This window comes from Leucobacter sp. USHLN154 (assembly GCF_037145595.1).
GTDB classification, from domain to species: domain Bacteria; phylum Actinomycetota; class Actinomycetes; order Actinomycetales; family Microbacteriaceae; genus Leucobacter; species Leucobacter alluvii.
Genome location: NZ_JBBCXF010000007.1, coordinates 200,728 through 219,786, shown reverse-complemented (window position 1 = coordinate 219,786; position 19,059 = coordinate 200,728). Strand labels below are relative to the sequence as shown.

Sequence of the window (19,059 nt, the reverse complement as noted above, 5' to 3'; positions counted from 1 at the left end):
GTCGGGTTAGAAGAATCCGTCGGCGCTCTCGCGGTAGCTCACGAGCAGGTTCTTCGTCTGCTGGTAGTGGTCGAGCATCATCAGGTGATTCTCCCGCCCGATGCCGCTCGATTTGTACCCGCCGAACGCCGCGTGCGCGGGGTACGCGTGATAGTTGTTCACCCATACCCGGCCCGCTTCGATCGCCCGCCCAGCCCGGTACGCGGTTGCGCCGTCGCGACTCCACACCCCCGCGCCCAACCCGTAGAGGGTGTCGTTCGCGATGCGAATCGCGTCGTCGAAGTCGGTGAAGGTCGTGGCCGAGACGACCGGGCCGAAGATCTCCTCCTGGAAGATGCGCATGGAGTTGTCGCCCCGGAAGATGGTGGGCTGAATGTAGAACCCGTCCGCGAACTCGCCCCCGAGGTCTTCGACGCCACCGCCGGTGAGCACCTGCGCGCCTTCCTGCCGCCCGATGTCGAGATACGACTTGATCTTCTCGAACTGGTCGTTCGACGCCTGCGCGCCGACCATGGTGTCGGTGTCGAGCGGGTTCCCGCGGGTGATGCGCTCGGTGCGCTCCACGACTGCGTCGAGGAAGTCCCCCGCGATGGACTCCTGGATCAGTGCGCGCGATGGGCAGGTGCATACCTCTCCCTGGTTGAGCGCGAACATCGCGAACCCCTCCTGCGCCTTGTCCCAGTAGCCGTCGTCCGCGCGCATGACGTCGTCGAAGAAGATGTTGGGGCTCTTCCCCCCGAGCTCCAGCGTCACGGGAATGATGTTCTCGGAGGCGTACTGCATGATCAGTCGGCCCGTCGTCGTCTCGCCCGTGAATGCGATCTTCCTGATCCGGGGATTGGAGGCGAGAGGCTTGCCCGCTTCCGCGCCGAACCCGTTGACGATGTTGACGACGCCGGGCGGGAGCAGGTCTCCGATGAGTTCGAAGAGGAACAGAATGGAGGCCGGCGTCTGCTCCGCGGGCTTCAGCACGACCGCGTTGCCGGCTGCGAGCGCCGGTGCGAGCTTCCAGGTCGCCATCAGGATCGGGAAGTTCCAGGGGATGATCTGTCCGACGACGCCGAGCGGCTCGTGGAAATGGTAGGCGACGAGGTCTGCATCGATCTGGGAGAGTCCGCCTTCCTGGGCACGGATGGCGCCGGCGAAGTACCGGAAGTGATCGATCGCCAGAGGAATATCGGCGTTCAGCGTCTCGCGCACGGCTTTGCCGTTGTCCCACGTCTCGGCGACGGCGATGGCCTCGAGATTCTCCTCGATTCGATCGGCGATCTTGTTCAGGATCACTGCGCGTTCCGCCGGACTGGTCAGCCCCCACGCGGGTGCGGCGGCATGGGCGGCGTCGAGCGCTGCCTCGATGTCTTCCGCGGTGCCGCGCGCGACTTCGCAGAATGCTCGGCCCGTGATCGGTGTGACGTTCTCGAAGTACTGCCCCCGCACCGGGGCGACCCATTCTCCGCCGATGTAGTGCTCGTATCGCGGTGCGAAGGTCACCAGTGCGTCGGGGTGGCCGGGTGCTGCATAGACGGTCATGTGCATCTCCTCTGACATCGTTGTCCGGGTCGGTCCGCTAGTGCAGTGCGGATGCTCGACGGTAGAACGGTCGAGGTTGCACGGAGGTTGCACCTCCCGCGTCGCGGGTGCGCGCCGCGGATGCTGGTGCCCCGGTCAGCTCGTGTCGCGGGCGAGATGCTCCAGTCTCGCCACCACGCGTGCCCGCTTCGGAGACAGCGCCGGCAGCACTTGCAGCAGCGTCTCCCAGACCTGCACGTCGTCGCTCGCCCAGCTCTGCGCGTAGGCGAACAGCGGGTCCGGGCCCGCCCACTGGAGCATCGCCTCGCGCAGCGTCGCGTCGACGGACGCCCGGAGCTGCTCGGCGATCGGCGCTCTGGAGGTCGGCAGCACCGGCCCCTCGTACGCCGCGAGCGCGAGGCGGTGGGCGCCCCGCCCAATTGCCTCGAGCGTCTCGTGCGCGTCGATCCGGATCCCGGGTACGAGCCGATACGGCTTCGAGCTGAGGTCGAGCTCCACGCAGTGCCGTTCCAACCACCTGCGCAGCCGCACCATCTCGGGGCGCAGCGTCCGCTCAGACCCCTGAGCTCCGTAGACCGCCTCCGCCAGCGCCCGCGCCGAGAGCCCCTGCGGGGCCGCGGCGAGGGCGAGGAGGATCTCGGCGTGCCTCCCGCTCACGGGCTCCGCGCCTCCGAGATGCTCGAGCAACGCGGGCTCACGACCGAGCACGACAAGACGTGGCAGGGACTGCGGTGCGCCGCGCGTCGCGCCAGTTGCCGCACGTGAGCGGGAAGGCGCCGCTGACGAGCGATTCCGAGCACCGCGATCCAGCTCGATTCGCCGGCGGAGCGCCACGAGCTGCAATTCTGCTTCGACCGCGGCGAGTGTCGCTTCCATGAGTGGCATGAGATGCGGCGACGCGGCGCCATCGCCGCCGGAGACGTCGATCACACCGATGATGGCGCCGCTTCCCGGGTCGTGCACCGGCGCTGCCGTGCAGCTCCACGGATGCACTGCTCGAGAGTAGTGCTCGGCGCCGAGCACCTGTATCGCGTGGTCCAGCGCGAGCGCGCTGCCGGGAGCGCTCGTGCCCACGGCCTGCTCCGACCAGTCCATTCCAGCACGGAACCCCATCTCCTCCGCCTGGCTGCGCAAGGTCCGATCACCGTCGACCCACAGCAGGCGCCCGGACGCATCCCCCACGGCGACGATGAAGCCCGATTCGCTCGCCTCATCGAGCAGCAACCGGCTCACCACGGGGAGCACACTCCCGATCGGATGCGTCGCACGCATCTCCGTCAGCTGCGCCTCAGACAGGGACGGACGTTGCGGGATACCGTCGGGGTCGATGGTCAACCGGCGGGATCGCAGCCAGGATTCGAGCACTACCGTGCGCACGGCAGACGCTTGGGCGAAGCGATCACGGAGCTCCGGATCACCGACGGGCTGCGGCGAGCGGTCGTCCACGAACCGCTCGTGCGCCCGCTCCAGCAGCTTTCGTCGCTCGAGCACGGATTCGCCCCGTCGGAGCGCATGCCATCCGTTCGTCATCCCGACCCCTTCCTCGCGGTCTCGGATGCCTTGAGCGTACCCGACCGACGTCGGAGGCCGCACGGCCGTGGGCTGCCCCGGTGCGCTACCGTTCCCGGTGTCCGGCCCGGTAGAGCTCGAGCAGACCGGGCATGCCAGCAGCCCGCCAGCGATCCACCTGCACCTGCGCCGGCCCACCATCGGCTCTCCGGCGGTCGAGGAACGCTCGCACAGTATCGAGGTCTCCCGCGTGGGTCAGCTCATCCGACACGTATTCCAGGAGTCGATCGATGGCGTCGAAGGCAGGCGTCGGATTCCCCGTCACGGGATCCACGAGTTCGCTCCTCAGGCCGTTCCGGGCCGCGAGCCAATGCGCGCCCCGCACGACATCCCGCTGCCACCGCGGCGACTCGACCCCCATGGCGGAGTCGCGCAGCGCCCGAGCGACGAGTGCGCGGAAGAGCACGCCGTAGGCGACCGCATCGCGCGGGTCGAGCTGCGCGTCGGCGAGACGCGCTTCGATGGTCGGATACTTCTCGGAGAGTCGGATCGACCAGTTCACGAGTCCGCCGTCGAGCAGGGCGCCCGAACGCACCAGGTCGGCCACGACGCCGTCGTACTCTGCGGCATTCTCGAACCGCGGCGGGTATCCAGCTGTCGCCCACTGCTGCATCGACATGTACCGCCAGTCGGCGTAACCTGTTTCCTCACCCACCCACAGCGGGGAGTTCGCCGTCAGAGCGACGAGCAGCGGGGACCACGGCGCGATGCTGGCGATGGCCGCGACGCCCGCCTCTCGCGACGGCACCTCGACGTGCACGTGGGTTCCCGTGGAGTAGTAGCGCGTGACCATGCCTCGCATGGCCTCCTCGATGTCGGCGTAGCGCTGCTTCGCAACCCGGCTGCCCAGGCGATCGCCGCCGAGCGGCGGCAATCCGGTCCCGGCGAGCACCACTCCCAGTTGGTCCCCTGCTCCGGCCGCGGCGGACCGGAATGCGCTGAGAGCCTCATACGCCTCGTCGGCGCGCACGCAGATGGGAGTCGCCGTCTCCAGCTGACTGTGGAAGTACTCGTGCTCCGCCAGGTGCCCCGGGATCGCCGCGATGATCTCGTCCACGCGGTCGGAGGGCAGGCCGGTCGCCGAGTCGAGCAGCAGGTACTCTTCCTCGATGCCGAAGCGCGGCGAGGCGGGGAGGGAATCGGGCATATCAGCACCTGCTCCTTCGTCGGGAAACACCAGTGTGGCACAGCCCTCAGCCGGGACTCACACGACCCGGTTGCGCAGGATCCCGATGCCCTCGATCTCGACCTCGACGACATCGCCGGCTTCGAGTCGCCCGACCCCGGCCGGCGTGCCGGTGAGGATCACGTCTCCGGGCAGCAGCGTGAACGCCTCCGATGCGTAGGAGACGATGCGGGCGAGCGAATGGATGAGCTGAGCCGTACTGCCGTCCTGCCGCACCTCGCCGTTCACCCGGGTCATGACGCGCGCGTCGGCGAGATCAGGATCGGTCTCGATCACCGGTCCCAGCGGGCAGAAGGTGTCGAAGCCCTTCCCTCGTGCCCATTGCCCGTCCTTGATCTGGATATCGCGCGCCGTGACATCGTTCGCGCAGGTGAATCCGAAGACGTACTGCAACGCCTCGTCCTCCGGCACGTTCTTCGCCATCGCACCGATCACGACCGCGAGCTCTCCCTCGTGCTCGACGCGGTCGGAGACCGCGGGCCGCACGATCGCGTCGCCGGGGCCGATGATCGAGGTGTTGGGCTTCAAGAACAGCAGGGGCTCCGCTGGCGCGCCGCCATCGATGCCCGTCACGCCCTGCATCTCTGCGACGTGATCGGCGTAGTTCTTGCCGACGCAGACGATCTTCGAACGCGGAATGACGGGGGCGAGCAGCTGCACGTCTGCGAACGCGAAGCGTCGCCCGGTCGTCGCGTAGCCCGCCACCATCGGGTCGCCGGTGAGCTCGACGAGCTCGATGTCCGCCCCCGCCTCCGCCTGATCGAGCACGCCGAAGGCGATCTCGCCGTCGACCTGGAAACGCGCGACCTTCATCGAGCCACCTCCGAACCCGCCGGAACCATCACGTGCAACCAGCCGTGCCGATCCTCGCCCGCGCCGAACTGGATGCCGGTGAGCTCCTCCCGCAACGACATCGTCAGCGGGCCGGGCGCGCTGCTGCCGAAGTCGATCTCGAGATCGGTTCCCTTGAGGCGCTGGATCGGCGTGATGACAGCGGCGGTGCCGCACGCGAACGCCTCCGTGATCGTGCCCTGCGAGACGCCTTCGCGCCACTCGGACACGGTCACCTCGCGCTCCTCGACCGCGTGCCCCCGATCCCTCGCCAGCTGGATCAGGCTCCGCCGGGTGATGCCGTCGAGAATGTTGCCGTTCAGCTGCGGCGTCACGAGCGTGCCGTCGGAGCGCACCAGGAAGAGGTTCATGCCGCCGAGCTCGTCGATCGTGTCGTCCGTCGAAGAATCGGTGAAGAGCACCTGCTGGCAGCCGTTCTCGGCCGCCACCTGCTGCGGCAGGAGCGAAGCCGCGTAATTGCCGCCGCACTTCGCAGCACCCGTGCCGCCCCGACCGGCTCGCGAGTGCTCCTCGGAGAGCCAGATGGACACCGGCTTGACGCCTCCGGTGAAATAGGGGCCAGCGGGGCTCGCGATGATCAGGAAGCGCGCGCGCTCGGCGGCGCGCACCCCCAGGAAGCTCTCGTCGGCGATCAGGAACGGTCGCAAGTACAGGCTCTGATCATCGCCACTCGGCACCCAGTCGGCGTCGGCGGCGACGAGCTCCTGAATCGCGGCGACGAACAGGTCCTCGGGGATCTCGGGCAGCGCGAGGCGGCGTGCGGATTCATTGAGCCGGCGCGCGTTCGCGTCCGGACGGAACGTGACGATCGAGCCGTCGGGGCGGCGGTACGCCTTCAGGCCCTCGAAGATCTCCTGCCCGTAGTGGAGTACCGAAGACGCCGGGTCCATCGGGATCGGCCCGTACGGCACGACTTCCGCGTCGTGCCAGCCGGCTTCCTTCGTCCACACGATGGAGATCATGTGATCGGTGAAGTGGTTGCCGAAGCCGGGATCGCGGAGGATCGCGTCGCGCTCGGTGTCGGAGAGGCGCTCTGCCTCGGTGTGGGTGAACTGCAAGTCGGTCATCAACATTCTCTCTCGCGTGGTGGAGTGCGCGGTCAGGCTCCGCGCGGCATCAGCTGGGCGATCACGGCGTCGCCGATCGCACCCGTGCTCCTCGTCGCGGCGCCGCGCGAGGCGAGGTCGGCTCGGACAGCGGAACGCAGGCGTTCGCCGTCGGAGACGAGTCCCAGGTGATCGAGCATGAGACCGGCGGAGAGGATCGCCGCGGTCGGATCGGCCACATGCTTCCCCGCGATGTCGGGAGCGGAGCCGTGCACGGGTTCGAACATGCTCGGGAACGTGCCGTCGGGATTGATGTTGCCTGAGGCCGCGAGCCCGATGCCGCCTCCGATCGCGCCGGCCAGGTCGGTGAGGATGTCTCCGAACAGGTTGTCGGTGACGATCACATCGAAGCGCGACGGATCCTGCACCATGAAGATGGTGGCGGCGTCGACGTGCATGTAGTCGACGGCGATCTCCGGGTACTCCGCGGCGACCGTCTGCACGATGCGCTGCCAGGTCGCGCCCGCGTGCACGAGCACATTCGTCTTGTGCACCCAGGTGAGCTTCTTGCGTTGACGGGTGAGTGCGGTCTCAAAGGCGTAGCGGACCACGCGTTCGATGCCGTACGCCGTGTTCACCGACACCTCGGTGGCGACCTCGGCGTGCGTGCCGGGCCGGAGGCGCCCGCCGTTGCCCGCGTACGGCCCCTCGGTGCCCTCGCGCACCACGACGAAGTCGACGTCGCCCGGCTCGGCGAGCGAGGAGACGACCCCGGGAAACAGGGTGCACGGGCGCACGTTGGCGTAGTGCTCGAAGTCGAAGCGGAGCTTCAGCAGGAGACCTCGCTCGATGTTCGCGTGCTGCAGTCGCGGGTCGCCGGGCACTCCGCCTACGGCGCCGAAGAGAATCGCGTCGTGCCCGGCGATCGCCGCCTGCTCGGACTCTGGAAACGTCTCCCCCGTCTCGAGGAAACGCTGCGCGCCGAGGGCGAACTCGGTGCGGTCGAGCACCACATCGCCGCCTTCCAGCACGGCGTCGAGCACACGATTCGCCTGCTCGATGACCTCGGGTCCGATCCCGTCGCCCGGAATGACGGCGAGCTTGATGATACGGGTCACGTGACGCTCCTTCGTATGCTGGACAACCCTTCCAGCATACTGCGGCCGATACTCGCCTCGTCGCGCGTCGGGAGCGGGCCCGAAAACGCCAGAAGCCCCACCCGAAGGTGAGGCTTCTGCATTCGGTGACCCCAGCGGGATTCGAACCCGCGTTACCGCCGTGAGAGGGCAGCGTACTAGGCCGCTATACGATGGGGCCGAATGGCGTTACCCGCTTCCCGGGCTTCCCCGGCTGCGCTGGCAACTCATATATATAAACACATCAGCGCACCGCAAGCCAAATCGGGCCGCGCAGCCCGGGTGTGTCCCGCGTGATTCTGCGCTCCTGGGCAGCCATCGCGCGGGACCCTCCCGGGCGGGCGACTCAGAAGTCCGCGGTTCGGTGGGGCCGCGCCCACTTCGCAGGAGTGTTCGCGCCGTCCCATACCTGGATGACTCCCCAGGCCACAGCGGCGATCGGCACAGCGAGCACCGCGCCGAGGATGCCGCTCAGAACGGTACCGATCGTCAATGCGAGCAGGATCACGAGCGAGTGCAGCTTGAGCGCGCGCCCCATGAGCACCGGCTGCAAGAAGTTGCCCTCGAGTTGGTTGACGAGGATCACCACGCCGACGACGATGAGCGCGTTGACGAGTCCGTTGGACACGAGCGCGACGAGCGCGGCGAGAATGCCGGCTACCGTCGCGCCGACGATCGGGATGAACGCGAGCACGAACACGAGCACGGCGAGGGGCAGGGCGAGCGGCACCTGCAGGATCACGAGGCCGAGACCGATGCCGATGGCGTCCACCGCTGCGACGCCAGCGGTGCCGCGAACGTACGAGCCGAGCGTCGCCACGGTCTTCGCTCCGGCGCGCTCCGCCCGGCGGAGCGACTCGCCCTGGAACGGACGCAACAGGAAGCGCCAGATGGTCGGGCCGTCCTTGAGGAAGAAGAAGAGCACGACGACCATGAGCACGAGCCCCGTGATGAAGCTCGTCAGCGCACCGACGCCGGCGAGCGCCCCCGACCCGAACTGCGCGCTCGTGATGAAGTCGAGGATCTGATCGCCCCACTCGTGCAGCTGCGAGTCATCGGCCAGGAACGGCAGGGTGCGAGACCACTCGACCACCTGCTCGAACCCGTCCTGCGCCTGGGACGAGAGATCATCCCACTGGTCCCGCACGGCCCAGACGATCAACCAACCGATTCCGGAGAGGATCACGACGATGCCGAGGAGCACGATGACTGCAGAGAGCGCGGCCGGCACATTGCGGCGACGCAGCCAACTCGTGACGGGAGAGAACGTGCTCGCGAAGATCAGCGCCAGCAGGATCGGGATCACGACGGTGGTGAGGGAGCGCATGCCCCAGATGATCGCGGCGGTCAGGATCAGGACGATGATCACCTGGAGCGACCGCGTGGCGGTCAGCCCGAAGCCGTCGCTCCACGCTGAGCGCGTGCTTCTCGGCCGCTCCGATCTTCCATCGATGCCGAGCTCGATCCGCGTGAGTCGCTCATCGATCTCGCGCTTGGCGCCCCATCCGAACATTCGCACTCCCCTATCGTTCGATCACCACTCTTCGGGCCGCCGCGGCGGCGGCGGCTGCTTCTGCTGCCTACCGATGCACGGCGTGAGCCGAGATGAACGCTCGCAGCTCATCGGCGTCGTCCGCCATCTCGGTGACGCGCTGCGCCCGCTCCAGCAGGCCGGCGAGCTGCTCGGGAATCCCGAGCTGGACGCCCGTCGCTTCGAACACGATGTCCGGGAACTTCTCGGGCTTCGCGGTCTCCAGCACGAGCATCGGCACTCCGGGCTCCACGTACTCGCGGGCGACCTTCACGCCATCCGCGGTGTGCGGGTCGATCAGGATGCCGCTGCGCTCGTGCACGGAACGGATGGTCGCCACGCGATCCGCGTGCGTGCTCGAGCCGCTGCGCAGACCGTACTCCGCCTCGAAGCGCACCAGTTCGGCGGTGAGATCGATGCGCCCGGTCTCATCGAGCTCGCGCCAGGCCTCGCCGAGTCGCTCGGAGTCGCATCCGACGAGGTCGTAGACGAACCGCTCGAGGTTGGACGCCTTCGAGATGTCCATGGACGGGCTGGACGTCGCATGCGTCTCGGCCGCAGTGCGCGGCGCGTAGACGCCGGTGCGGAAGAAATGATCGAGCACATTGTTCTCGTTCGCGGCCAGCACCAGTTTGCGCAGCGGCAGCCCCATCGTCTTCGCGAGATGTCCGGAGAGAATGTTGCCGAAGTTGCCCGACGGAACGGTCACCGACACCTCGTAGCCGGCGCGCTCGTCCGCTGGCACGCCGTCGCTCGCGCGGAGCCACGCCCAGAAGTAGTAGACGATCTGAGCGCTGATGCGGCCCAGGTTGATCGAGTTCACGGTGCCGAGGTGATGGGCGCGTTTGAACTCGAGATCGCTCGAGAGGGACTTCACGAGGTTCTGGCAGTCGTCGAAGACGCCTGCGACCGCGATGTTGTGGATGTTCTCGTCTTCGAGTGAGTACATCTGCGCGCGCTGGAACGCGCTCATCCGACCCTGCGGGGAGAGCATGAACACCGCGATGCCGTCTTTGCCGCGCAACGCGTACTCGGCCGCAGAACCCGTGTCTCCCGAGGTCGCTCCGAGAATGTTGAGCGCGCGATCGCTGCGGGCGAGCACGTACTCGAGCGCCTGCCCGAGGAACTGCATGGCCATGTCTTTGAAGGCGAGGGTCGGCCCCTCCGACAGCCCGACGAGCGTGATCTCATCGTCGATCGGGGTGAGCGGAACGATCTCCGCCGTGACGAAGAGTTCCGAACTGTACGCGTCCCGGCACATGCGATCCAGGTCGTCACGGGGAATATCCGTGGCGAACCGGCTCAGCACCTCCGCGGCGAGCTCGGGATAGCTGAACGACCGCCACGACTCGATCTCATCGGCCGTCACCCGGGGCAGCGTCTCCGGCACCACGAGTCCGCCGTCGGTCGCGAGCCCTTCGAGCAGGATCGCGCTGTAGGGGGCCGGCTCCATGCCGCCACGGGTCGAGATGTACTTCACCGATGCTCCTTACGGTCGTAGATGCACCAGTCTATGGGGAGCACCCTCTCGCGAAGCGGCCGATGGACGGAATCGAGGATGAAATCGACTGCCGCTCGAACGCGCTCGGCTACCAGGAGACGGGCAGCGCCTTGCCCTCCTCGTATCCCGCGGCCGACTGCAGTCCGACGCGCGCCCGGTCGTGGAAGGCGGCAACGCTCTCCGCTCCCGCGTAGGTGAACGACGACCGCACCCCCGACGTGATCATGTCGATCAGATCCTCGACACCCGGTCGCTGCGGATCGAGATAGATCTTCGACGACGAGATGCCCTCGGCGAAGAGCTGCTTGCGAGCGAGATCGAACGCGTCGAGCCCCCCGAACCGACCCTGCACGGCTTTCGCGGAGGCCATGCCCCACGACTCCTTGTACTGCCGCCCATCGGCATCCGCCAGGAGTTCTCCCGGCGACTCCGCGGTGCCCGCGAACCAGGAGCCGATCATCACCGACGACGCTCCCGCCGCGAGCGCGAGGGCGACGTCCCGCGGATACCGCACGCCGCCGTCTGCCCAGACATGTGCGCCGAGTTCGCGCGCCGCATGCGCGGTTTCGAGCACCGCCGAGAACTGCGGGCGCCCCACTGCGGTCATCATGCGGGTCGTGCACATCGCCCCGGGCCCGACTCCCACCTTCAGGATCGAGGCGCCCGCCGAGACGAGATCCTGCACCCCCTCCGCAGTCACGACGTTTCCCGCGACGATCGGCACTCCGAGATCGAGCCGGGCCACCGACTCGAGCGCGCGGAGCATCCCGCCCTGATGGCCGTGCGCGGTATCGACCACGAGCACATCGGCACCCGACTCGGCGAGGGCGCGCGCCTTCGCGGCGACGTCCCCGTTGATGCCGACGGCTGCCGCCACGGCGAGCCGTCCCTGCACGTCGAGCGCCGGCCGGTAGATCGACGCGCGAAGCGCGGAGCGCCGCGAGAGCGTCCCGAGCAGCATGCCGTCGCGGACGACGCACACGGCGTCGGCCGAGCCGCCGGGGTTGGCTCGCAGCGCGGCGTCGACCGCGTCGAACGCGGCGCGAGCATCTCCGAGATCGGATTCCTCGATCACGACGGTCTGCGCGTGGAGGAGATCGCCGAGCCGCGCATCCGACGGGACCGATGAGAGCCGATGCGCCCCGAGCGTTCCGCGCACCGCGGCGATCGGCACCAGCGAAGGGGGCGCATCGGAGTTCGTCGCCGTCGCGCGCGAACTCGACCGCTCATCATCGGCCACCACCACGAGTTGACCGTCGGCGTTCGGAATCCAGCGGAGCGCGTCGGCGGCCGTGGCATCGGGTGGAAGCACGATCGCGCCGTCGACCGCGACGGGTTCGTGCTTCACGCGCCGAATGGCCTCTGAGGTCGCCTCCGGCGACAGGTCCTGCGGGAGCACCGCCAATCCCCCGCGGCGCGCGAGCACTGCCGCCAACCGCGGGCCGGTCACCGAGTTCATGTTCGCCGCGACGAGCGGGATCGTCGCCGGCGTGCCATCGTCGGGCGCAAGAGCCACGTCGAGCCGGCTGCGCACCTCCGAATGCCGCGGCACCAGGAAGACATCTGAATACGTGAGATCGACTGTGGGGGTCGCGCCGAGGAACTCCATGCGTCCAACGCTAAGCCATCCAGCCTCCTGGACGCTGGTGATTGCAGACACCGAGCGAAATCGGACGGCGTACGCGGTTCGCGCATAGGATGGCATGGTGCGACGGGGACCCGTGTCGCACCACCGGGGTCGCGCTCGTCGTCGGGCGACGCGAATCGGCCCGGGGAAGCCGATCCAGCTGAAGGAGCCAGACCGCTCATGTCCGACCCGAATCTTCCGAACGGCGAGCAGCCGAAGCAGCCCACCACGCCGCTGCAGCCGCCGTCCGTGTCCGAGCCGGAGCTCACCTCTCAGCTCCCCTCCGATTTCCAGCCAGGGCCCGCGGTGCCTCCGCCTGCGACGACGCCGCTGCCCGCGGGCGCATCGGTGCCTCCCCCGCCGGGTGCGACGCCTCCGCCTCCCGGCGTGACGCCGCCAGCTCCGCAGCAGCCCGGCGCTTCGCAGCCCGGCGCTTCCCAGCCGGGCCAAGCGCCCTACGGCGGCGTCCCACCGCAGGGCCCGCAGTCGCCCCAGGGCGGGTACGGCTCAGGCGGCTTCCCTCCGGCGGCGCCGAAGGGCCTCGCCATCGCGTCGCTCATCATCGGTATCGCCAGCCTCGTCTTCTTCTGGGCGTGGTTCATCGGAATCCTCGGCGGCATCGCCGCCGTGATCCTCGGTATTCTCGCGCTGAGGAAGCGCCAGTCGAAGGGCATGTCGCTCACGGGCGTCATCACCGGCGGCGTCGCCGTCCTCGCGGGCATCGGGGCACTGATCTTCTCCCTGTTCATTCTCGGTTCCGTGATGAACGCCACCGGTGCGGCCGTCGACGACTACGAGCAGATGACGGAAGAGCTCGAGACCGCTTCTCCCGCTCCGAGCGAGAGCGAGCTCGACGGCGCAGCGGAAGGTGCCGCCGAGGGCGCCGCCGATGCAGCGGCTGATAGCTCGAGCGGCACCGGTGAGGACGTCGGTGAACGCTCCGCAGAATTCTGCGATGCGCTGACCGCGTTCTCGACGCTCGGCGCCTCCGGAGAGCTGACGCCGGAGGTGCTCGACTCCCTGAAGCCGCTCGCCGATATCTCGAGCCCGAATCAGTCGGTCTACGAGCGCTTCTACGAGTACGCCAAGGACCCGACGAGCGTGGACGACAGCAGCACCCTGATCAGCGACTACTTCGACGCCGTCACCGACGACGCGATGGCCTGCGTCTGACACGTCTCGACCTTCGGGGCCCGGTGCGGATTGTTTCGCACCGGGCCCCGACTCGTGTGCGGGAACCGCTAACGTGGAACCGCAGTCGTGACTAGGGAGGGGAACACATGTTGAGTGGATTCAAAGCGTTCATTCTGCGAGGAAACGTGATCGAGCTCGCGGTCGCCGTCGTCATCGGCGCCGCGTTCAACACCGTCGTGCAGCGAGTCGTCGATTCGCTGATCAACCCGATCATCGGGCAGGCGTTCGATGCCGACTCGCTCGACGGCGCGTTGATCGTCGGGTTGCCGCGGGGCGGAGAGATCGCGTTCGGCGCCGTCATCGGAGCGATCATCAACTTCGTGATCGTCGCCGCGGTCGTCTACTTCGTGTTCGTCCTGCCGATGAACAAGCTCCGCCCGAAGGTCGCCGAGGCCCCGACCGGACCGAGCGACGTCGACCTGCTCGGTGAGATCCGCGATCTCCTCAAAGCTCAAGCAACACAGGAGCCCGGCTCATCGCAGACCGCTCCGGAGGGACCAGCGGCTCAGCCGGTCTCTCGCGCGGCGGATATCACTGCGGCCGACGATACGAACGGCCCCGCGCACAAGCATTGACGCAGCGTCGCGCGACGGCTGACGCCCATCGCGCGACGCCGATGGGTCAGGCGATGCGCTGATCGAGACGAGCGAGGAACAGCGCCTCCGACAGCAGCGATTTGCGGAACGATTCGAGGTGCAGCGACTCGTTCGGACTGTGCGCGCGCCCGTCGGGGTCCTCGACGCCCGTGACCAGGATCTGCGCTTCCGGAAACTCGTCCACGAGCTCCGCGATGAACGGGATCGATCCGCCGACGCCGATATCCACCGGGTCGCGCTCCCAGGCGTCGGCCATCGCCCGACGCACCTCGGAAACGGCCCAGCCGCTCGTGTCGACCTGGAACGCCTGCCCCAGGCCAGGGTCTTCGAAGGTCAGATGCGCGCCGAACGGCGCGCGATCCTGCAAGTGCTGCACGAGGGCCGCATACGCGGCATTCGGGTCCTGCCCCGGAGAGATGCGCGCGCTGATGCGCACACGAACGCTGGGTATGAGCGTGTTCGAAGCGTTCGCGACGTCGGGAGCATCGAGGCCCGTGATCGAGATCGACGGCTGAGCCCAGAGCCGCGAGAGGATCGCGCCGCGACCCACCGGACTCACCCCGTCGAGCAGTCCCGTCTCGGACCGCAGCCGCGCCTCATCGTAGTCGGGCACGTCGAGGTCCGCCGCCCCGAGCCCGTCGACGGCGACGGCGCCGTCCGCGTCCCACAGTGTGTCCAGCAGGCGCACGGCCGCGAGCATGGCGTCGGGTACCGCCCCTCCGAACATGCCGGAGTGGGAGGCGCGGTCGAGCGTCTGGATGCGCACGTTGAACGCCACAGCGCCGCGCAGCGCCACCGTCAACGCCGGCGTCTCCTCATCCCAATTGCTCGAATCGGCGACGATGATGGCGTCCGCCGCGAGCATGTCGCGGTTCTCCCGGAGGAAGTTGCCGAAGGACTGCGACGCCCACTCCTCCTCACCCTCGATGAAGAGCGCGATGCCCAGGTCGAGAACGCGCTTCTCCGATTCGGCCGCCGCGGCCAGCGCACGAATGGCCCCGATGTGCGCCATGACGCCCGCCTTGTCGTCGGCGGCCCCGCGTCCGTACAGCCGCCCGTCGCGCAACGTCGGCTCGAAGGGCGGCGACAGCCAGTCTTCGTCCTTCCCGGGAGGCTGCACGTCGTGGTGGGCGTACAGCAGCACCGTCGGTCGCCCGTTGCGTGCCGCACGACGAGCCACCACGGCGGGCTGCCCCAGATCGGTCCCGCCCTCGACGGGGGCGCGACGCACATCGACGACATCGAAGACGCCGGTCTCGCGGAGCAGTTCCGCGATCTCCTCGGCGCTCGCGGCGACGTGCGCCGGGTCGAAGGCGGGCCACGACACCGACGGAATGCGCACGAGCCGTTGCAGGTCGTCGAGCGTGCGCTCGTGCCCCGTCCGTGCCGAGGCGCGAACGGCCTCCTCGAAGTGGTGCTGCTGGTCGGTCACGTGCGCCTGCCTTCCGTCATCGCGAAGCCTCATGCGCCCGTCGGTGCGGGCGATCACTTCACCCTATCTCTCGAGCCGCGGACGGCGACCTGCTACTGCCCCGGCCGCGACGCTCGCTCCGCCGTTGCTCCTGCGTGCGGCTCCCCCGTCGCATCGACAACCCCTTTCGCGCGTTCGCTCCGCTCAGCCTCCTGCGCGGCGCGCAACTCGCGCGTCGCAGCGTGGACGAGTTCCTCGGCCCGAAGTCGCCGGCGCTGCACCAGCGTTTCGGCGCCGAACTTCTCGCGCAGTCGGTCTTTGGATTCCGCTGTTGCAGTGATGATGACGCTGCAGGCGATGAGAATCACCTGGGACGAGAGGTTGATCCAGAGCAGCAGCGCGATCAGCGTCGCGAACGACGCGAGCAACGGGTTCGCGGTGGCTCCCCGCACGAAGAGGCCCGAGAGCTCCTGCAGCACGACGAGCCCGACGCCGCCGACGACGGCTCCGCCCCACAGCGCCTTCGCCGGCGCTCGCACGCCGGAGAGCACGCGGAACACCAGTGCGATGGCGACGGTATCGATCACGAAGACGACGAGGATGCCGAAGACGCGGGTCGCCCACTCCGTGAACGACCCGTTTCCCATTCCCAGCCATGTGAGCAGTGACGAGATGCCGAAGGAGCCCACCACGCTCACGACGGCGGCCGCGGCGAGCAGCCCTCCGAACAGCACGGCTACCAGCAGGTTGCGCAGGATCACCCACAGCACGAACACGTCGTCGTGCACTTCGTCTGCGAGCGTCCGCAACGCGATGCGAAGACTCCCGATCGCGCTGATCGCCGCACCGAGCAGGCCGAGCAGGGAGATCACTCCGACGATGGAGAATCCGGGAGCGGCGAACGTGCTCGGATCGACGATGTCGCCGATGCCGGGGATCACTCGATCGAGTGTCTCGGTGAGCGTCGCCATCGCCTCCGGGTTGGAGCTCAACCAGAGCGCTGCCACGGAGAACCCGAGCGAAATGCCGGCGAAGACGCTGAACAGCGCCCGGTATGTGAGGCTGTCGGCGAGCATGGAGCCGCGATGCTCGCCGTACCTCAGGAATGCGCGAACCAGTCTCATGCGCAGGGCCCCGGCGATCAATCGGGGCACCAACCCTCGGTCGGCCGCCGGCGCTGCGACCGCAGCGCTCTGGGACGGGTCTCGGTCGTGCGCGCTCATGGTGCTCCTCTCGGCGCCCCGCTCGAGGCAACATCTCGACGCTAATGGGCTGACGGGCGCCACGGCAACTGGCTTACTCCGGTCCTGCGGGGTGCCGTACACTCCATGCGGAGCGCGATTCCTTCTGCGCGCCCCTGCAGCCTGGACGAGCGGAGCGCCTCGATGTCGATGACCGATGAGCTGCTCGGTCGGGATCGCGCGGAAGCGCTCGCCAGATTGCTGCTCAATGCGAACCCGGCTGCCGACGGCGACGCACTGCGGGGCGCAGCAGCCTCGCTCGCCGGCCGCGGCCTCAGCGAGCGAGCGCGTCTGCTCGCCGGCGCCGTGCGCGAGGACCACGGCACCGCTCCGGCTCGACTGAACGCGATCGTCCGCGCGGCGCAGCAGGACCCCGAGTTCTCGGGCTGGATGCTCTGGCCAGTCGGCCTCGCCGTCGCCTGGAGCGCACTCGAGGCGGGGGCGCCTGAGGCGTTCGACGACGCCCTCGCCCTGCTGCGTGAGCTGACACCCCGCATGACGTCGGAGTTCGCGATTCGCCCGCTGCTCCGGCACGATCTCCCCCGGGCGCTCGCGCAGATGCAGGGATGGACCGGCGACCCCGACTGGCACGTCCGCCGTCTCGCCTCCGAGGGCAGCCGACCGCTCCTGCCCTGGGCAGAGCGCATCCCGGCACTCATCGCCGATCCCCTTCCCACACGAGGCGTCATCGATGCGCTCTCCGACGACCCAGAGGAAGCGGTGCGCCGATCGGTGGCGAACCATGTGAATGACCACAGCCGGCACCATCCCGGATTCGTCGTGGAGTGCGTCGCCGGGTGGCGGGCCGCCGGCGGTGCACATGTCGACCGCACCTCGCGACACGCGCTCCGCACGCTCGTGAAGCGAGGTGACGCGGATGCGCTCGCACTGCTCGGATACGGGCTCGCGCGGCTCGACGTCACCCCGCTCGCGCTCTCCCGCCCGCGCGTGATGATCGGCGACGAGGTGCAGTTCTCGGCGACGATCACCAACCGCGGCTCCGACGCCGCGCGCATCATGATCGACTATGTGCTCGCGTTTCCCGATGCCCGCGGACGCGAGCGCACGAAGGTGTTCAAGCTCGCCCGCCGCGAACTGGCGCCCGGCGAGGCGGCGCGCGTGTCAGCCGCGCAGTCCTTCCGCCCGATCTCGACGCGCAGATACTACCCGGGACCCGCCTCCCTCGCCCTGCAGATCAACGGCGTCGTGCACCGTCGCACCGAGTTCGCGCTGGGCGAGCCGGCGCCTCACTCGAACGCGCCGCTCCCGAGGCCGACGACGTAGGATGCCTGCCCCACGTGTTCCAGGGCGTCTGCCGAGATGCTCACGAGTCGTGAAGCACGGGTCACCGGCGGATCCCAGGCTTCATCGATGACGTCGTCGAGCGCGGGGTCATCGAGCGACATCAGATAGGCCACCTGCGCCTCCACCGCGGCGCGCAGGTGCTCGAGCAGCAGCGCCGCATCTCCGGAGACGATGCTCCTCGCCTCCTCCGCGCTGTGGCCGTATCCGATGCTCGACGCAGCTGGGCCCAGGTCGAATCGCCGGTCGAACCCCTGAGCCGTCCAGATCGGCTCCTCGCCCGAGAGGCTCGCGACTTGCTCGTCGATCTCGCGCGCCGCATGCCACAGCAACCACGCAACGGAGTTGTCGTGGTGCGGGTGCGCGTTCAGCAGTTCTGGTACGAGCTGTGGACGCAGCGCCTCGGCGGCGTCCAGCGGGCGCCGAGCCAGGTCGACGAGAGCTTCCGTTGCGCGCATGGTGAATCCTCCGTGATCGTTCTTCCGCAGTCCGGCAGGGATGGGCGAGGCCTCTGAGGCCTCGGCTCAGCCAGTCAGAGGCGCGTCGGGTCGCCGGGGTCGCCCGGCTCGGGCGCGGCACTCGGGTTCGGGTTCGCCGCGGCGCGGCGCTTGCGCACCGCCGCGAAGATCATGAGCGCGGCCGCGATGACGATGATGATCGCGGCTCCGATCACCCACGGGAGCACGCTCTGCCCGCCGGTGTTCGCGAGTGCATCCAGGTTGAGCAGCATCAGACTCTCCTTCCGACCTCGTGGAGCACGAGGCTCTCCGCTTCCACCCTACGACGTGCAGCGATCGCTCGGGGCGATCCGAGCGGCGCCCGTTCAGTGGCCGGCGTGGGATGTGCCGTGCGGGACGGCGAATTCGCCGGCCTCGCTCGCAGCGAGCGCGGGCGTCGCGATCGCAGCGACGAGCATCGCCTCGACCACCAGCACGAGTGCGAAGACCCCCGCCCGACGCTGCCGAGACTCCGGCGCCGGCTCCCCCGCAGCAGCTCCGCGCTGAGCGCGCTGGCCGCGCAACTCGATCACGGCGGCAATGGCGATCGACCAGTGGAACACGAACAGCGCGAGAAACGGAATCAACGCGAGCGGTCCCGTCAGCAGCAGGAATCCCGCCCCCACGAGGCCGATCGCGCCGCCCGCCACCGCGGTGCGAGGCAGCACGAGCCGCCCCGCTCGCAGAACGGCGAACGACCATGCGAGTTCGAGGGCCCCGATGATACCGACGGGAACGGCGACGCCCGGTGACGCCCCGGCGGCCGTCGCGAACAGCACGAGGCCGGCCCCGAGCGAAGCCAGGGCCGGCCACATTGCTCTGATCATCATCAGAACGCGC

At 68.6% G+C, this 19,059-nt stretch carries 17 protein-coding genes and 1 tRNA gene; 3 read left to right on the top strand and 15 right to left on the bottom strand.

Features of this window, described 5'->3' with window-relative positions; translation table 11 throughout:
- Nucleotides 1-6: 6 nt before the first annotated feature.
- The 10 genes from exaC to WFH23_RS13540 form a co-directional block, all read right to left on the bottom strand.
- Nucleotides 7-1,530, bottom strand: a complete 1,524-nt coding sequence (gene exaC, locus WFH23_RS13585) for an acetaldehyde dehydrogenase ExaC (RefSeq protein WP_090150152.1) — start codon at nucleotides 1,528-1,530, stop codon at nucleotides 7-9.
- Nucleotides 1,531-1,665: 135 nt separating this feature from the next.
- Nucleotides 1,666-3,060 (bottom strand): transcriptional regulator, encoded by a 1,395-nt coding sequence (locus WFH23_RS13580; RefSeq protein ID WP_336662926.1) that lies wholly within the window; start codon nucleotides 3,058-3,060, stop codon nucleotides 1,666-1,668.
- Nucleotides 3,061-3,145: 85 nt separating this feature from the next.
- Nucleotides 3,146-4,246, bottom strand: a complete 1,101-nt coding sequence (locus WFH23_RS13575) for a carboxylate-amine ligase (protein ID WP_200331842.1) — start codon at nucleotides 4,244-4,246, stop codon at nucleotides 3,146-3,148.
- A 57-nt stretch (nucleotides 4,247-4,303) separates the two neighbouring features.
- Nucleotides 4,304-5,098: a fumarylacetoacetate hydrolase family protein gene (locus WFH23_RS13570; RefSeq protein ID WP_090149904.1), complete on the bottom strand. Its 795-nt coding sequence runs from the start codon at nucleotides 5,096-5,098 to the stop codon at nucleotides 4,304-4,306.
- Entirely contained in the window at nucleotides 5,095-6,204 is a 1,110-nt protein-coding gene (locus WFH23_RS13565; protein ID WP_090150155.1) for a branched-chain amino acid aminotransferase, read from the bottom strand. The genes WFH23_RS13570 and WFH23_RS13565 overlap by 4 nt, the downstream gene beginning before the upstream one ends.
- 32 nt (nucleotides 6,205-6,236) lie before the next feature.
- Nucleotides 6,237-7,301: a 3-isopropylmalate dehydrogenase gene (locus tag WFH23_RS13560; protein ID WP_336662925.1), complete on the bottom strand. Its 1,065-nt coding sequence runs from the start codon at nucleotides 7,299-7,301 to the stop codon at nucleotides 6,237-6,239.
- Between the two features lie 126 nt (nucleotides 7,302-7,427).
- Nucleotides 7,428-7,500 (bottom strand) — tRNA-Glu (locus tag WFH23_RS13555).
- Nucleotides 7,501-7,665: 165 nt separating this feature from the next.
- A complete protein-coding gene (locus WFH23_RS13550) occupies nucleotides 7,666-8,832 on the bottom strand; it encodes an AI-2E family transporter (protein ID WP_336662934.1) in 1,167 nt (388 codons plus the stop codon).
- 67 nt (nucleotides 8,833-8,899) lie between these two features.
- Nucleotides 8,900-10,330 (bottom strand): threonine synthase, encoded by a 1,431-nt coding sequence (gene thrC, locus WFH23_RS13545; RefSeq protein ID WP_336662924.1) that lies wholly within the window; start codon nucleotides 10,328-10,330, stop codon nucleotides 8,900-8,902.
- A gap of 109 nt (nucleotides 10,331-10,439) precedes the next feature.
- On the bottom strand, nucleotides 10,440-11,960 hold the full coding sequence (locus tag WFH23_RS13540) for a GuaB1 family IMP dehydrogenase-related protein (RefSeq protein ID WP_336662923.1): 1,521 nt from the start codon (nucleotides 11,958-11,960) through the stop codon (nucleotides 10,440-10,442).
- Nucleotides 11,961-12,158: 198 nt separating this feature from the next.
- Between WFH23_RS13540 and WFH23_RS13535 the strand changes: the two genes are divergently transcribed.
- Nucleotides 12,159-13,151, top strand: coding sequence for a DUF4190 domain-containing protein (locus tag WFH23_RS13535; RefSeq protein ID WP_336662922.1), 993 nt, complete (start codon nucleotides 12,159-12,161; stop codon nucleotides 13,149-13,151).
- Nucleotides 13,152-13,258: 107 nt separating this feature from the next.
- Nucleotides 13,259-13,747 carry a large conductance mechanosensitive channel protein MscL gene (gene mscL / locus WFH23_RS13530; protein ID WP_336662921.1) on the top strand — a complete coding sequence of 163 codons (489 nt, stop codon included), beginning with the start codon at nucleotides 13,259-13,261 and terminating at the stop codon, nucleotides 13,745-13,747.
- A 46-nt stretch (nucleotides 13,748-13,793) separates the two neighbouring features.
- Here mscL and WFH23_RS13525 read toward each other — a convergent pair whose 3' ends face one another.
- Together WFH23_RS13525 and WFH23_RS13520 are read right to left on the bottom strand one after the other, a co-directional pair.
- Entirely contained in the window at nucleotides 13,794-15,200 is a 1,407-nt protein-coding gene (locus WFH23_RS13525; RefSeq protein WP_336662920.1) for a dipeptidase, read from the bottom strand.
- 92 nt (nucleotides 15,201-15,292) lie between these two features.
- A complete protein-coding gene (locus WFH23_RS13520) occupies nucleotides 15,293-16,402 on the bottom strand; it encodes a YihY/virulence factor BrkB family protein (RefSeq protein WP_090149923.1) in 1,110 nt (369 codons plus the stop codon).
- A 162-nt stretch (nucleotides 16,403-16,564) separates the two neighbouring features.
- On the opposite strand from WFH23_RS13520, the gene WFH23_RS13515 reads away from it, so the two are divergent.
- Nucleotides 16,565-17,704 carry a DNA alkylation repair protein gene (locus WFH23_RS13515; protein ID WP_176698342.1) on the top strand — a complete coding sequence of 380 codons (1,140 nt, stop codon included), beginning with the start codon at nucleotides 16,565-16,567 and terminating at the stop codon, nucleotides 17,702-17,704.
- Here WFH23_RS13515 and WFH23_RS13510 read toward each other — a convergent pair.
- The 3 genes from WFH23_RS13510 to WFH23_RS13500 form a co-directional block, all read right to left on the bottom strand.
- Nucleotides 17,668-18,180 carry a mycothiol transferase gene (locus tag WFH23_RS13510; protein WP_090149926.1) on the bottom strand — a complete coding sequence of 171 codons (513 nt, stop codon included), beginning with the start codon at nucleotides 18,178-18,180 and terminating at the stop codon, nucleotides 17,668-17,670. The genes WFH23_RS13515 and WFH23_RS13510 overlap by 37 nt on opposite strands.
- Nucleotides 18,181-18,254: 74 nt before the next feature.
- On the bottom strand, nucleotides 18,255-18,452 hold the full coding sequence (locus WFH23_RS13505; RefSeq protein WP_336662917.1) for a hypothetical protein: 198 nt from the start codon (nucleotides 18,450-18,452) through the stop codon (nucleotides 18,255-18,257).
- Nucleotides 18,453-18,545: 93 nt separating this feature from the next.
- Nucleotides 18,546-19,049 carry a hypothetical protein gene (locus WFH23_RS13500; protein ID WP_336662916.1) on the bottom strand — a complete coding sequence of 168 codons (504 nt, stop codon included), beginning with the start codon at nucleotides 19,047-19,049 and terminating at the stop codon, nucleotides 18,546-18,548.
- Nucleotides 19,050-19,059 lie beyond the last annotated feature (10 nt).